Source organism: Paenibacillus sp. J2L1-98, from assembly GCF_056269405.1.
This window is the reverse complement of the sequence record NZ_JBWDNW010000004.1, coordinates 37,736-52,597: the sequence shown is the minus strand read 5'-3', so window position 1 is coordinate 52,597 and position 14,862 is coordinate 37,736. Positions and strand designations below refer to the sequence as shown.

At 48.8% G+C, this 14,862-nt stretch carries 10 protein-coding genes and 1 pseudogene; 3 read left to right on the top strand and 8 right to left on the bottom strand.

Annotation, left to right across the window (positions count from 1 at the left end; translation table 11 throughout):
• Positions 1-354: 354 nt before the first annotated feature.
• On the bottom strand, positions 355-1,428 hold the full coding sequence (locus tag AC0YNZ_RS10405) for a Gfo/Idh/MocA family protein (protein WP_475826535.1): 1,074 nt from the start codon (positions 1,426-1,428) through the stop codon (positions 355-357).
• A gap of 5 nt (positions 1,429-1,433) precedes the next feature.
• Entirely contained in the window at positions 1,434-2,561 is a 1,128-nt protein-coding gene (locus tag AC0YNZ_RS10400) for a Gfo/Idh/MocA family protein (protein WP_475826534.1), read from the bottom strand.
• A gap of 170 nt (positions 2,562-2,731) precedes the next feature.
• Here AC0YNZ_RS10400 and AC0YNZ_RS10395 point away from each other — a divergent pair, with 170 nt between their 5' ends.
• From AC0YNZ_RS10395 to AC0YNZ_RS10385, 3 genes are all read left to right on the top strand, one after another.
• Positions 2,732-3,589, top strand: coding sequence for a helix-turn-helix transcriptional regulator (locus AC0YNZ_RS10395; protein WP_475826533.1), 858 nt, complete (start codon positions 2,732-2,734; stop codon positions 3,587-3,589).
• A gap of 99 nt (positions 3,590-3,688) precedes the next feature.
• Positions 3,689-4,117, top strand: a complete 429-nt coding sequence (locus tag AC0YNZ_RS10390) for a MarR family winged helix-turn-helix transcriptional regulator (RefSeq protein WP_475826532.1) — start codon at positions 3,689-3,691, stop codon at positions 4,115-4,117.
• Between the two features lie 37 nt (positions 4,118-4,154).
• Complete coding sequence (locus tag AC0YNZ_RS10385; protein ID WP_475826531.1) at positions 4,155-5,384, top strand: MFS transporter; 1,230 nt, start codon at positions 4,155-4,157, stop codon at positions 5,382-5,384.
• Here AC0YNZ_RS10385 and AC0YNZ_RS10380 read toward each other — a convergent pair.
• The 6 genes and pseudogenes from AC0YNZ_RS10380 to AC0YNZ_RS10355 form a co-directional block, all read right to left on the bottom strand.
• Entirely contained in the window at positions 5,376-7,202 is a 1,827-nt protein-coding gene (locus AC0YNZ_RS10380) for a PAS domain S-box protein (protein ID WP_475826530.1), read from the bottom strand. The genes AC0YNZ_RS10385 and AC0YNZ_RS10380 overlap by 9 nt on opposite strands.
• A 232-nt stretch (positions 7,203-7,434) precedes the next feature.
• Entirely contained in the window at positions 7,435-8,658 is a 1,224-nt protein-coding gene (odhB, locus tag AC0YNZ_RS10375; RefSeq protein ID WP_475826529.1) for a 2-oxoglutarate dehydrogenase complex dihydrolipoyllysine-residue succinyltransferase, read from the bottom strand.
• 6 nt (positions 8,659-8,664) lie between these two features.
• Positions 8,665-11,577, bottom strand: a complete 2,913-nt coding sequence (locus tag AC0YNZ_RS10370) for a 2-oxoglutarate dehydrogenase E1 component (RefSeq protein ID WP_475826528.1) — start codon at positions 11,575-11,577, stop codon at positions 8,665-8,667.
• A gap of 347 nt (positions 11,578-11,924) precedes the next feature.
• The gene (locus AC0YNZ_RS10365; protein ID WP_475826527.1) at positions 11,925-12,257 is read right to left on the bottom strand and encodes a Ger(x)C family spore germination protein; all 333 of its coding nucleotides are present in this window, start codon (positions 12,255-12,257) and stop codon (positions 11,925-11,927) included.
• Positions 12,254-13,778 (bottom strand): annotated as a pseudogene (locus AC0YNZ_RS10360) (spore germination protein). The gene AC0YNZ_RS10365 and the pseudogene AC0YNZ_RS10360 overlap by 4 nt, the downstream one beginning before the upstream one ends.
• Before the next feature lie 364 nt (positions 13,779-14,142).
• Positions 14,143-14,850 carry a DNA alkylation repair protein gene (locus tag AC0YNZ_RS10355; protein WP_475826526.1) on the bottom strand — a complete coding sequence of 236 codons (708 nt, stop codon included), beginning with the start codon at positions 14,848-14,850 and terminating at the stop codon, positions 14,143-14,145.
• Positions 14,851-14,862 lie beyond the last annotated feature (12 nt).

Genomic DNA, 14,862 nt, shown 5'->3' with positions numbered 1-14,862 from the left:
TAAAAAAAGCCGGTTTCACCGACTAATAGTAATAATTACGCTTTGTCTAGTATATCAACATCATTTTCTTTCGTCAAGATCGTAACGATTACAAATAATCATTATATTTCTCTATCTTATCTCCTTCAATGTTCCTCTAGTTTTTTATTTGCTTACAGCACGGCATCGGCGTTTGAGAAAACACGAAAAGAGGCTGTTAGCACACATTTGCGCTTACAGCCTTTGAGTAGCATTCGTTTGCGGGCTGTATCCATTCCTTACCTGCAAAAAAAGAGCTGTTCATGGTCATCGACCATGAAAACAGCTCCCTTCCTTAATCTTCTAATTCCTTATAAATGCCTTCAAGGGCTGCGCTTACTCCACTCTCATTGCATGCTTCTGAGCCAGCAGCGACAGCTCTGCCGCTTTGAAGGTATGCTCCTGCGTCATAGCAAGCTCCGTGCCGTTCAGGCAATCGAGTATCAGCTGGCCAAAATAAGGAAAGCCGACCTTGCCGCCAAGCTGCATATGCTGCTCGCCGTCCGCGTTTACCAAATAGAGCTGATCGCCTTCCTTGTCTCTAGCAATATCGATATATTTTCGCAGCTCGATGTAGCCTTCCGTCCCGAGAATGGTCATCCGGCCGTCGCCCCAAGTGCCTAGACCGCTTGGCGTCAGCCAATCGACACGGAAGTAGCCGGTAGCCCCGTTATCTCCCACAACCGTCATATCGCCAAAATCCTCAAGCTCCGGGTAGTCTTTATTCGCATAATTGGCGACCTTGCTGTTCACGACGCTTGCATTGCTATTTCCTGTAAAATACAGAAACTGTTCGATTTGATGCGATCCGATATCGCAAAGGATGCCGCCGTACTTTTCCTTCTCGAAAAACCATGCCGGCCGCGCTGCTGCATTCAAGCGATGCGGACCAAGTCCGATAACCTGCACGACACGTCCAATCGCACCCTGCTCTATCAATTGGCCTGCAAAAACAGCACTTTCCACATGCAGCCGCTCACTGTAGTAAACGGCATATTTTTTCCCCGTCTCCGCGAAAGCTGTACGAGCGTCCGCCAGCTGCTCAAGCGTCGTAAATGGCGCCTTATCCGTAAAATAATGCTTGCCGCTGCGCATAACGCGTACGCCGAGCGGTCCCCGTTCAGAGGTAATAGCGGCAGCCGCCACGAGCTGCACCTCAGAATCGGAGAGCACCTGCTCTTCCGAGTCAGCCGCCTGCACCTGCGGATATTGACGAACGAATGCTTCCACCTTAGCAGGATCGGGATCATACACCCATTTTAAAGTCGCGCCCGCTTCCACGAGCCCATTGCACATTCCATAAATATGTCCATGATCAAGGCTAACCGCTGCGATAACGAATTGTCCGGCCTCAACCACTTTATTCGGTTTTCCCTTTGGCGCATACTTCATGCCGTCTGCTTTACTCATTCGTCCTACTCCTCCTTCTGATAAGCGGAGTTTGCGATCCGCTCTTGCAAATAGTGATGGAATAACTCCTCATCGATCGGCAGGTCAACCCAGCCGTCTGTCCAAGTGGACAGGAGCATTGCATTAGAAAGCATTAGCCCTTTGATGCCTTCCTCGCCGGGAGCAATCAAAGGCTCGTCGAACAAAATCGCATTCACCCAGTTTTGCGTAATTCCTTTATGGTCCGGATAGCTGCCCTTGACTGGAATTTCGCATTTCCAACATTCCGGCTCGCCGAAGCCTCCGGTGAAATCTCTATTAAATTCAGACTCAGGCACGCGCAGCCTCCAAAAAGTCAGCGTATTGTTTTCGATCACGATTTTGCCCCGGTCGCCGCTTATTTCAAGCCGGTTCGTTCCGGGCGCTTCGCCAGTCGTCGTAACGAATACGCCGGTTGCGCCATTCTCGTATTCCACAAAAGCTGTCACGTCATCCTCAACCTCAATATTGCGGTGCTTGCCGAAATAACAGAAAGCACGGACGCGCTTCGGCATCATACTGATTGTCCACTGCCACAAGTCAAGCTGATGCGGATCCTGGTTAAGCAAGACGCCGCCGCCTTCCCCCGCCCAAGTCGCCCGCCATGTGCCCGAATCATAATAGCTTTGAGAGCGGTACCAGTTCGTAATAATCCAATTGGTCCGTTTCACTTCGCCAAGCTCACCGGCATCGATCAATTCCTTCAGCTTCACGTACAGCGGATTTGTACGCTGGTTGTACATCATGCTGAATTTCACATTCGCTTTGCTGCCCGCTTCGTTCATCTGGCGAACCTGCTTCGTGTAAACGCCAGCCGGCTTCTCGCAAAGCACATGCAGCCCGCGTTCAAAGCAAGCGATTGCAAGCTCTGGATGCGAGAAATGAGGCGTCGCGATTAGTACGCTGTCTACCAGACCGGAATCCATCATCTCATACGGATCGGCATATAAGCCTACTTGATCGCCAAGCGTTTCTTTGGCCCACTGGAGATTCGCTTGCATGCTATCGCTGACTGCCGTTACTTTGACGCCGCTTACTTCGCCCTTTAATAAGTAACCGATATGTCCCTTGCCCATATTTCCTAGCCCGATAATACCTAAACGAACGCTCTGCATTAGGATCCCGCCCCTTTATTTGAAAGTGAATATAGCTGTTTATGAAGTCTTTTGAACTTACCTTTATGGTAGCACTTCGAGACCCGGCCGGCTTCATTCGCATTATCCTGTTTGCCCTTTTATTTGACTGTGGTTGGTGTATAATGAGGTTATTCACGAGTGGAGGCAAAATGATGAGCACACAGCACCAAATTAGCTTGCCTTTTACGATAGGAACGAGCTCTGACTTTAACGCTCAAATCCCTTACCATACCCATTTTCATTATGAAATTTATTATTTTCATGGCGGGAAAGTGAACTATCTCATAAATGACAGCATCCACGTGCTGGAGCCCGGCGACATGCTCCTCATGCACGGTATGACCCTGCACCGGGCGCATGTCGACCCGAGCGAGAAATACCACCGCTCCACCCTTCATTTCGACCCGTTTTACTTTAAGCAATTTATTCAGCCGCCGTTTGCTGATGACCTGCTCGAGCCCTTTAAGAAGCTGCATAATGTAAGATTACAGCTTCGCGGCCCAGAGAAAGCTGAGGTTGAAGAGACGCTTCTCAAGCTGGAGCAGCTTTACGTGCAGCGGGACGCCTTTTCACAACAGCGCTTTCAGGCGCGGCTGCTCGACTTTCTTATTTTGATCAATCAGCTTTGCCAGAAGCCGCTTAAAGCTAAACCAACCTTTCCGTCATCCAAGGAGCAGCACGTGCAGTCGGTCATCTCCTATATGGAGCGCCACTACAAAGAAGAGATATCATTAGAGAGCATTCAGACGGAGCTGCATCTAAGCAAATATTATTTAGCCAAAACGTTCAAAGAGGTTACCGGCATCACGATCTTCCAATTTCTGATGCAGCGTAGAATTTACCAGGCCAAAATCGAGCTAATCGACGGCGATCAGCCGATAACCGAAGTCGGCTACGAGGTCGGCTTTAAACATCCCTCTCATTTTAGCCGCGCCTTTAAGCTGCATACCGATCACACCCCTGAGCAATATCGCAAGCAGCATCAACTCCACCCCGCCGGCATGTAATCATCTCCAATCCTAATTCATGGATTGGAGCAGTTGACCCTTTTAGTTGATAAGCGTATTATTGTTATATCAACTAAATTGAAGAAAACAGGTGAACACATGGAATTCAAGCAATCAGTAGGCTATGTCATCAGCAATACAGGACGCAGATTAAACCAGCGGCTGCAGCAGCTTTTTCAAGATCATGACGTTACACCCGAGCAATGGTCGCTGCTTATGTGTTTGGACGGGCATGACGGAATTACCCATAAAGATTTGGCGCAGCGCACCGACAAAGACCCCGCTAACATTACAAGGCTAGTCGATCAGCTGGAGCGGAAGGCGCTCGTTCGGCGCGTCGCGAATCCAAGCGATCGAAGATCGCAGCTTCTTTATGTAACGGAAAGCGGCAGAACGAGTGCTCGTTCGCTTGCGCCGGTAGAGGCTGCTTTTGTCACGCATATTTTAACGGATGTAACGGAGGATGAAATTGAAGCATTCAAACGTTTTATGGAAAAAATAAACAAAAATGCGGAGCAGCTTCAGTAGGTAACGGCAAGGCCGTCTTCAGAGAGGGGAATAGGCAATGAATACCAACAAGTTATGGAGCGCAGACTTCATTAAAATATGTTTAAGCAGCTTTTTTCTATTTTTTTCTTTTTATACGCTGGCAACAGCATTATCGGTTTATGTAACGAATGGACTCGGAGGCTCCGATACGCAAGCCGGCTTGTCCATGACTGTATTTGTCATCGCCGCCGTATTGCTCCGGCCCTTTGCCGGCCAGCTTATGAACCAGTTCGGTGAGCGTAAAATAGTCGTTATTTCATTACTGCTATTTTTATTATTTTCCGTTGCTTACTTTGGCGTTTTCGGCTATGCCATGCTGCTGCTTGTTCGTTTTTTGCACGGCGGCACCTTCGCTATCGCAACAACCTCCACAAATACGACCGCAATCGGCATTATTCCAGAACATCGCAAAGGGGAAGGCATTAGCTATTTCAGCTTGTTTATGAGCTTAGCCATGGTTATCGGGCCGTTCGTCGGCTTAACGATTACGAATTATGGCGGCTATACGGCAATGTTCACATTATGCGCGGCATGCTCGTTAATTTCATTTGTGCTGGGCGCATCGACCAAACGCCAAGCCAGCATACCGTTATCCTCCGCCGTTAGCGCTGAGCCTAAGTCATTGAAGCGCAAAAGAAAACTGGATTGGCGTGATCTTGTAGAACGGAAAGCCGTTCCAATCGCGTTTAGCGGCTTTGTTGTCGCATTCGCTTACAGCGGCTTAGTGACATTTATGTCCGTATACGCTCATGAGCAAGCCATTGATCAATATGCCAGCTACTTCTTCGTCTGTTTCGGTATCATGATCGTCTTGCCGCGCCCTATTGTCGGCAAATTGCTTGATCAGGTAGGCGAGCATGTCATCGTCTACCCGAGCATCGCCATATTCGCCATCGGCATGCTGCTGCTCAGTCACGCCGATTCACCTGTACTGCTGCTTATATCCGGAGCGGTAATCGGCCTTGGCTATGGCGCTTTGCTGCCTTGCTTTCAGACGATAGCGGTGCTTGCAGCTCCGACTCACCGCAGAGGACTTGCTACTGCGACGTTCTATTTGCTGTTCGATCTTGGTTACGGCATCGGTTCCTACACGCTGGGCTCGCTAGCTTCAAGCTACGGCTACAGCGTTATGTACATGGTTTGTGCCTTTATTATTGCCTTTTCTTCCGTTATCTATTTCACGCTTCATCACAAGCGCAAACGATTGACCGCAGCAGCCGGCGATAAAGCTTATGTTTCACCCTAAGCTTTCCTCCTGTATCGGCAATTTGATTTCGACTACAGTTCCTTCATTGACCACGCTGCTAAGTTGAAGCGTACCCTTGTGCGCTTCAATAATACGCGTGCTGATCATAATCCCGAGGCCGGTCCCTTTTTCCTTCGTCGTCACGAATGGCTCTCCGATCCTTTTAATCAGCTCCTCCGGTATGCCGGGACCGCCGTCCTTAATCCGGATATGAACGTACCCGTCCTCCATCGTCGTAACCGTTAAAACAACCTCGCCGCCCTGCGGCATCGCCTCGAGCGCGTTTTTTATAATATTCAAAAATACCTGCTTCAGCTGATCAACGTTACAGTATACCGACGGCCTCGTGTGATCGTAACATACCTTTAATTCCACATTGAGCAAAATAGCTTGCGTTTCCAATATAGATATTACGCTTTGCAGAATAGGCTCGAGCGGCTCGTTGTGAAAATGTGAGAAATGCGGCTTTGCCAGCGTCATGAACTCATTTACGATAAGCGAAATACGGTCAATTTCATTGGCCATAATCGTAAAATAGTGCGGCTGCTCCGGATATTTAGCGCTAAGCAGCTGCGTAAAGCCCTTGAGCGCCGTCAGCGGATTGCGAATTTCATGCGCGACTCCCGCTGCAAGCTGTCCAATAGCCGACAGCTTCTCGGAACGAATGAGCAATTCCTCCGATTGTTTGCGATCCGTTAAATCTCGAATGACAGTGAGCATAACATCTTTGCCCAAATAATTGTTAATCCGAATGCACGATAACTCCACATCCAAATATTGTCCGTCCGGACGTATAATGACCCGCTCTTGAAACGGCGTCGGTTCATCCGAGGACATAATGCTCTCCATCGTTTCCATCAGCGAATCATGATCGTTCGGGTGAATAAATTCAAACACGCTTCTGCCGATGATCTGGGTATCCTCGGCTATTCCGAACACCTGCATGGCCAGCTTGTTCACGTAAAGGATGATGCCTTGGTCGCTCAGCATAATCGGCTCGGGAACGAATTTGATCATTTTCTGATAAAGCTTCGCGCTGTCCCTGAGTGTCTTCTCCTTTTCTTGCTTAAAGGTAACGTCCTGCACCGTTCCAAGCAAGGACGGCAGCCCGTTGAACATAATGATCGAGCTGTTGCCCTCCAAATAAATGACGCTTCCGTTTTTTTTCACCCCTTTAAACTTAAGCGGAAATTGGTCGCGCCCAATTACTCTGCCGTTCATCACTTCATTTCTGATCTTGATGATTTCTTCTTCAGTCATCAAATCGATCGGAGAGAGCGAGAGCAGTTCATCCTCCTTGTAGCCAAACATCTCGGCTAAATAAGGATTGGTATAAACGATATTATAATTTTGCACAACGAATACGCCTGCAACAACGCTTTCCATCAAACTTTTGTATAAATAATCCTTCTCGTTTAAGGATGCTTCCATTCGTTTCTGATTGGATATGTCATGAATAATAAGCTGTATAGCAGGTTTGCCGTCAAATTTCACTGCAACCGCTCTCAGTTCAACTTCAACCGTCTCTTGATCCAATCGAATCAGCTTGAAATATATGAAATTAGAAGGATTAGCTTCTCGAATTAAATAGCGGATATTTGTGGAGAACTGCTCCAAATAATCGGAATGAACGAACTTGTGTATCGGCTGCGCAATGATTTCTTCCTGCTTGTTCACACCTATCATGTTCAAGAAAGCAAAGTTAGCAAATACAATATGACCTTCGGACAATACAATTAGCCCATCTGGCAGCATGTGAACCAGATGCTGATACCTCTCTTCACTTTCTCTTAATTCGCCAACACCAACTATTTCCATTCTCACTTCTCACCTCATTCAAACAAATAGCTTTGCTTTATCTGATTGTTTACTTTCAACATCGCCAGCCTTCTTCCTGCTCCTGCTATTAAATTTATATGTAAAAATATCGTTACCGCTTGAGAAGTAAGCCTGTATAAGCATAACAATCGCTTAATATCCGAAAAAAAAAGGACTGCCTTTGAAGTAGAATATTCTACTTCAAGGGCAGTCCCGATCATAATATTTGTTATTAGCCTTCGAGAAGAAGTGCTTCCGGATCTTCCAGAAGCGCCTTGACCGTAACGAGGAAGCGAACTGCTTCGCTGCCGTCTACGATACGGTGGTCGTAAGACAATGCGATATACATCATCGGACGATTTTCCATACGCACGTCATCGATAGCTACCGGACGGATTTGAATTTTGTGCATGCCGAGAATACCAACCTGCGGCGTGTTAAGAATCGGCGTCGACAGCAAGGAGCCGAATACACCGCCATTTGTGATGGTGAAGCTTCCGCCTTGAAGATCAGCGATCGACAATGTGTTAGCTCTTGCTTTACCTGCAAGCTCAACAATGTTTTTCTCAATTTCAGCAAAGCTGAGACGTTCTGCATCACGAACGACCGGAACGACAAGCCCTTCCTTCGCAGATACAGCAATACCGATATCGTAAAACTTTTTAACGACGATTTCTTCGCCGTCGATTTCTGCATTAAGCAGCGGGAACGCTTTAAGCGCGCCAACTACCGCTTTCGTGAAGAACGACATAAACCCTAGGTTCACATCATTTTTCTCAAAGAAGGCTTGCTTGCGGCGTTTGCGCAAATCAAGAATCGCAGTCATGTCGACTTCATTGAACGTTGTCAGCATCGCTGCTGTACGCTGTGCTTCAACGAGACGGTTAGCAATGGTAACCCGGCGGCGGGACATCCGTTTGCGTTCTGTCGGCTTCGCATCTTTGCTTACGCTAGCAGGCTCAGCTTGTGTAAGCGGAGCGGATTTAACCGGGGTTGCTACCGCAGGCGCCGGTGCCGGAGCTTGTCCTTGCGCTTGCGAAAGATCAATGCCTTGCTCGCGGGCGCGTTTGCGGGCAGCTGGTGAAGCATTGATAGCTGCCGCATCATTTACAGGAGCAGCTGGCTTTGCAGCAGGCGCTGCTGGAGCAGCTGCCGCTGCCGCAGGAGCAGCAACCGCTGCCGGCTCTGCCACCGGAGCAGCAGGTGCGGATGCGCCGCCCGCTGATTCGCCGATCGAACCGATTGCTTCGCCGACGAGTACCACATCTCCGTCTTGTTTAGCAATGCGGGATACAACGCCGCTGTTGTCAGCGCTAATTTCAATGTTAACCTTATCCGTTTCAAGCTCCAGTAAGACATCGCCTTGATTAACGGAGTCGCCTTCCTTCACGAACCATTTCGTAATCGTTCCCTCTGATATGGACTCGCCTAATTCTGGTACTATAATTTCAGCCATTAGTCACTACCCCCTAATCAAACTTGTTTCAACTGGCTTGCCGTTCAAAGCTGTCGAGATAATCCATTTTTGTTCTGCGGCATGAACCTCTTGGTGTCCGCTTGCTGTACTGGAGCGATCAGGTCTGCCTACATAGCGGACAGCTGCCTTCTTCGGTGCCAACGCGCGAAGGCGCGGCTCCATAAAGCTCCACGAACCCATGTTTTGCGGTTCTTCTTGCAGCCATACGATTTCTTCCAGCTTATCGTATTGTTTCACGATGCGCTCGATCTCTGCATGAGGGAACGGATAAAGCTGCTCCACTCTCGCAACGCGCAGCCATTCGTAATCGTCTGCATTAGATGAAGCAAGCGCCTCTTCAACATCGACTGCTACCTTACCTGTGCAAAGCAGCAAGCGTTTCACTTTATCTTTCTGATCCTTCGGCTCCGTAAGGCTGAATTGCGGCAGTACCGGCTTGAATGAGCCTTCGCTGAATTCAACGCCATGGGAAGCGACGCGCGGATTGCGGATCAAGCTTTTAGGTGCCATAAGAACGAGCGGACGAGCCTGCTCCGTGCCAAGCAGCGATGCTTGCTTACGCAGCAAGTGGAAATATTGAGCGGACGATGTCAGGTTGGCAACCGTCCAGTTGTTATCAGCGGAAAGCTGAAGGAAACGCTCTAGTCTAGCGCTGGAATGCTCCGGCCCTTGGCCTTCGTAGCCATGCGGCAGCAAAATGACGATACCTGATTTTTGCGACCATTTCGCACGGCCAGCCGAGATGAATTGGTCGAAAATAACTTGTGCAACGTTGGCGAAGTCTCCGTATTGCGCTTCCCAAATGACGAAAGTTTCAGGTGCGAATACGTTATAGCCATATTCAAAGCCTAGTACTGCCGTTTCCGACAATGGGCTGTTATGAACGGCAAAGGATGCTTTCGCTTGCGGCAAGATGTGCAGCGGCGAGAACTTAGCTGCATTAGCGTTATCGTTCAGCATAATGTGGCGATGTGCGAACGTGCCGCGCTCCGAATCCTGACCGCTTAGACGAATTGGTGTACCGTCTGCGAGAATCGTTGCGAACGCGAGTGTCTCCGCATGCGCCCAATCGACCTTCTCGCCATCGTTCAAAGCTGAGGCTCTACGCTGCAGAATACGTTGAAGCTTTGTATATTCAGTAAAGCCTTCCGGACGGTTAAGCAGCTCCAAGTTAATGTCGCGAAGCGTCTCGAGCGGCACAGCCGTGCGCGCTTCCTCGGCAGCAGGAATCACTGACTTCTGCTGCTCGCCGTTCAACTGAGGCTGTCCTTCATTCGCTTTCATGGCATCGTAAGCAGCCTGCAGCTTACCGTTCGTACGCTGACGCAATTCCTCTATCTGCTCACCCGTGATCGCTTTCTCGCCTTTCAGCTGCTCACTGTAAAGTGTGCTTACGGTCGGATGATTGCGAACCTTCGAATACATAAGCGGCTGCGTTACTTCCGGATCGTCCATTTCATTGTGGCCGAAGCGGCGGTAACCGATCAAATCGATTACAAAGCCTTTATTGTAACGCAGACGGTATTCGCAAGCAAGGCGCACTGCAGCCAAGCAAGCTTCCGGCTCATCCGCATTCACGTGTACGATCGGAATGTCGAAGCCCTTCGCAAGATCACTTGCATAATGCGTCGAACGTGAATCGATGCTGTTCGTTGTAAAGCCAAGCCGGTTATTTGCGATAATATGCAATGTACCGCCATTGTGGTAGCCTTCCAGCTTATTGAAGTTAAGCGTCTCGGCAACAATTCCTTCGCCGATGAAAGCGGCGTCGCCGTGAACACAGATCGTAACCGCTTTGGACGGATCCTGCTTAGGCATACCCGGCTTGCTGCGATCCTCTTGTGCAGCCCGCGTGAAGCCTTCGACAACCGGATTAACGAATTCAAGGTGGCTAGGGTTGTTGGCAAGAGTAAGGTTCGCACGAATCGTTTCGCCTTCAATTACAGCCCGGTCTGCGCCTAGATGGTATTTCACGTCGCCAGTCCAGCCATAGTTAAGGCCCATGGATCCTTCCGACGGAATAAGTTCTTTGTTCGGTGCATGGTGGAACTCGGAGAAAATTTTCTCGTACGGCTTGCCCAGCACATGCGCCAGTACGTTTAGACGGCCGCGATGCGCCATACCCATAAGAATATGATTAGCACCGTCATGCGCGACGGCGCGGACGATTTCATCCAGTACCGGTACGAGCATATCTACGCCCTCGATCGAGAAGCGCTTCTGTCCAACGAAAGTACGGTGCAGGAAATTTTCGAAAAACTCTACCTCTAAAAGACGCTCAAGCAGCGCGGAACGCTCTCTTGGCGAAAGCGGCGCTGGGAATGTTCCCGATTCCGCTTGCTTATGAAGCCAATTCCGTTCATTCTCATCATGAATATGTGTAAATTCATATGCAGCCGAACGAGAATAAATTTCTCTCAAGCGGCTTATTGCCTCCCAGCCATTGGAGATCGAAGCAGGCGCATTATCCCAAATGAGCGAAGCAGGAATAGAGGCCAAATCCGCTTGCGTGAGTCCGAATGTTTCAGGCTCAAGCAGCTTAGTGTCCGCTACGGGGCTAAAGCCCAGCGGATCAATATCCGCAGCTAAATGGCCGTATCTGCGTATGTTCAGCATAAGCTTATGCGCAGCGACAACCTTTTTCAACATATTTGAATCAATCGGACCAGGTGCTGCAGTTGATGCAGCCTGTTTCTCGCTTGGCTTTGCCGCGACGCCCGGAGTTACTCCAAGAGATACAGCCGGCGGTGCTCCAAAACGTACAAACAGCTCGCGAACCGTTGCTTCAACAGAATTAGGATCTGTTAAGAAACGTTCGTATTGCTCCTGCACATACCCAAGGTTGGGTCCATAGTAGCTTTGCCAAGGCGAATAATTACGCTCATCATGGTTGCTCATTGCAGAAAATTCCACCCTCTCTATTCATTGCCATCCTATTATTTTCTAAGGCGAAGCTCGTCATACATGCCCGCCAACTTACACTTACCCAAATCGTTTCCCAATTGCTTCTAATTTGCATCGTTAATAACTAATAATGTCCATAACTCTTTTATATTTTAGTACATAGTACGCTCTCCAACCATAATCATATTGGCATCGATATCATCCATTTCAAGCATTGATTGTCGTTCGCGAATATTCTTATTTGCATACACCCTCAAAACGCATCTCCATTTGACTGCGTACGGAGTTTCCTTAGTTTCATTTTCCCTACGATGAGCAGAAGCAAAGGCAGACCGATCATATTAACCGGGAGCGCGACCGGCACCCAGGCCGAGAAAAATTTTCCGGGACAATTGCTGCTGCATTTTGGATAAAACTTCTACTCCGTCCTTGCCTTTGGCCGTAAGTATCAAGACGGACTCCTTGCCTTTCCCCCCGGTTTGCAAACTGCTGGGAATTCCCGTGGGCAGCGCAATCTGAAGCGTTCCTTCGAGCTGCCCGTCCTCCGTGATATCAAGGCCGCTGGCGATGACCAATGCGAGATCATCCGTCTCCCTGCTGTCCCAGCAGCCTGTGACTAATCCCATACAAACGAAAAGAAACAAGCACCGGCCTAGCATTCGGGTCAGCATCATTTTTTTTCCAACTCCATTTTTTGTTTGGCGTATTCTTGCCGCTTTCGCATCACCTGCCAAGGGGCTCTGGCCAATACATCCTCTAATCCGGAGAAATTGACCGGGGCGAGCGGCGTCAAATAAGGGACGCCGAAGGAGCGCAGATTAACCAGATGGATCAATATCGCAATCATGGAGGCACCGACGCCGTACAACCCGAAAGTGCCGGCAGAAATAATCAATGGAAAACGCAGAATGCTGATAGCCTGACTCATCTCCGGGTGCGGGATCAGAAAGGATGCAATCCCAGTCAAGGATACGATGATAATAATGGGGGCGGATATAATCCCAGCCTGAACAGCGGCTTGTCCGATAACAAGCGCCCCGACGATGCTGATCGTCTGACCTACCGGACGAGGAAGACGAACCCCCGCCTCCCGCAGCGCTTCAAAGGTAACCTCCATAATCAGCGTCTCCATAAGTGCCGGAAACGGAACTATTTCACGCGCCGCTGCAAGGCTTAAAGCCAAGCTGGTGGGGAGCATTTCCTGATGAAAAGTCGTAACCGCAACATATATGGACGGCAGGGCCATCGACAAAAAGGCAAACAAATACCGCAGCCATCGAAGCATCGTTGCAAAAATAAATTTCATATAGTAGTCCTCGGCCGTCTGAAACCCGTACCAGATCGTGATGGGTGCAATCAGAGCCATCGGAGATCCGTCAATTAAGACAACGACCTTGCCTTCAATCAGTGAAGCCGTTACCGAATCGGGCCGCTGGGTCGATTGAATGAGCGGAAACGGCGAATAGGGATGATCGCTTATCATTTCTTCGATACCCCGATTTCAGAATGCTATCCATATCGATTCCTAAGATACGCTTCCTTATTTCATCAATCATAGTCTGAGGCGCCATATTACCCATATAAACGATCGCAACATCGGTTTGGGAGACCTCTCCTATGCTTATCCTCTCTATCTTAAGCTGCGGCGAACGGATTCGTTGGCGTATTAAGGCCATATTGATACTGAGTGTCTCGATAAAACCGAGCCGGGGACCGCGGATAACCGCCTCCATATTCGGTTCCTGCAGCTCACGGTGCAATGAATTTTGCACACTGATAGAGAGTGCCTGCCTTGAAGATTCAATGAATAGAAGGGCGTCTCCCTTGACGATCCGCTGAACGAGTTCATTCTGTTTTTCTACTATTTTCGTTTTGCCCATAGGAACCAACCCTGTATTCAACTGCACAACAAGCTGAGAAGGGGGATCAGCGCCAGCAGGGTCCAATGCCAAGAGCGGTCTCAATATCCCTTCTTCCAGCTGTGTGGCGTCAACTATTACGCCCAGGTAGACCAGCATGCAGGGGAAGGAGTCGAATAAATAGAACTTTTTCACGACCAGATCGGTACAATTCAAAAAAATTTGCTCTATGGTTGTTTCATTTTCATTCAAATTGTCGAATAGTTCTGCATTAATTGTCGTTTCAGACTCCGCTATTATTTTCTCTAGCTTAAATCTTCCTTTTTTTCGTTCCATATGGCATCACCTGCCTCAGTTTGTTCAATCGGGTAACGTTTGCGGCCAATTGGATAAAGATTCCCCCGATTAAGATTCCCTGATATTACCGTTTTATTCGAAGTTTCGTTATTCTCGGCTGCCAGCAAAAAGTTAAAAAAATAAACCTCCAGCTATGGAGGTTATCGAAGAAGTATATTTCCCAAGCTGCCTTAGGCATACTGATTTCATATTGAATGAAAATCGTGTAAGTAAAAGAGGGATTGCCAGAGATGTTTTGGAGGGGAATAGCGTTTTTGCTAATCGTAGCTTTGTCGGGTTGGGTTCTCTATGTTGCCGTGTCAACGGGATAAGCAGTTGTCTAGCAAGGAATCGGCTCCCTTTATTAGCAAATACACGTTTTTTTCTTAACGCCCGTCTTGCCCATAGATACGGCCTTCTGGATATAATCACCTGCGGCAGGAACTTTACATGCTGTATGGCCTAAGTCAACATGCACCTTACCGATGCTTGCCGCAGCAGCCTCTGCTTCCTCACGCAGCTCCCCTACATAAATGCCTGTTGAAATGACAAAGCTGTTCATCGTATAACGGACCCGGTTCTTCTCCATGTGGATGGTAGCCTGCACACGCTTCAGCAATGCTCTTATTTCTTCCAAATCCAGCTGCTCGTCCGGCGTGAGCGACACATAATTCGCATAAACACTCCAGCCGCAGGTCGCGACCATTTCCTCGGGAGAATTGATCCATTCCAGCGCCAGCTCATGAGCAAATGGACTTTCGGCAGCAACCCCGGCTACCGTATACTCAGCGACCATGTACCAATTGGATTGCTTGACCCAGTGCTGCAGAGTCTCCTTCGCAATGGTTTTGGGATTGACCGTAAGTCCTGCCAGGTACATCGCATCGCTATTCCCTGATTCGAACAGCTTCAGCGCAAGCTCCTGATCCTTCTTCACATCTTTCACGAGCTTCTTTAAATCGCCGATTTTCACTCCGAAGACCGGCTCCATCGCCCCATGCCGCAGAAAAGTCATTTTCGTTTGTTCGTTCCCCAGACGCTCCAGCTCCTGCATGACTTCTTCATAGGTCATCTCCTTGTCCTC

What these genes read in the sequence shown, in the direction of transcription:
- AC0YNZ_RS10405 (WP_475826535.1), bottom strand. Translation starts at nt 1,428, where the DNA reads ATGAGTAAAGCAGACGGCATGAAGTATGCGCCAAAGGGAAAACCGAAT.
- AC0YNZ_RS10400 (WP_475826534.1), bottom strand. Translation starts at nt 2,561, where the DNA reads ATGCAGAGCGTTCGTTTAGGTATTATCGGGCTAGGAAATATGGGCAAG.
- AC0YNZ_RS10395 (WP_475826533.1), top strand. Translation starts at nt 2,732, where the DNA reads ATGATGAGCACACAGCACCAAATTAGCTTGCCTTTTACGATAGGAACG.
- AC0YNZ_RS10390 (WP_475826532.1), top strand. Translation starts at nt 3,689, where the DNA reads ATGGAATTCAAGCAATCAGTAGGCTATGTCATCAGCAATACAGGACGC.
- AC0YNZ_RS10385 (WP_475826531.1), top strand. Translation starts at nt 4,155, where the DNA reads ATGAATACCAACAAGTTATGGAGCGCAGACTTCATTAAAATATGTTTA.
- AC0YNZ_RS10380 (WP_475826530.1), bottom strand. Translation starts at nt 7,202, where the DNA reads ATGGAAATAGTTGGTGTTGGCGAATTAAGAGAAAGTGAAGAGAGGTAT.
- odhB (WP_475826529.1), bottom strand. Translation starts at nt 8,658, where the DNA reads ATGGCTGAAATTATAGTACCAGAATTAGGCGAGTCCATATCAGAGGGA.
- AC0YNZ_RS10370 (WP_475826528.1), bottom strand. Translation starts at nt 11,577, where the DNA reads ATGAGCAACCATGATGAGCGTAATTATTCGCCTTGGCAAAGCTACTAT.
- AC0YNZ_RS10365 (WP_475826527.1), bottom strand. Translation starts at nt 12,257, where the DNA reads ATGATGCTGACCCGAATGCTAGGCCGGTGCTTGTTTCTTTTCGTTTGT.
- AC0YNZ_RS10355 (WP_475826526.1), bottom strand. Translation starts at nt 14,850, where the DNA reads ATGACCTATGAAGAAGTCATGCAGGAGCTGGAGCGTCTGGGGAACGAA.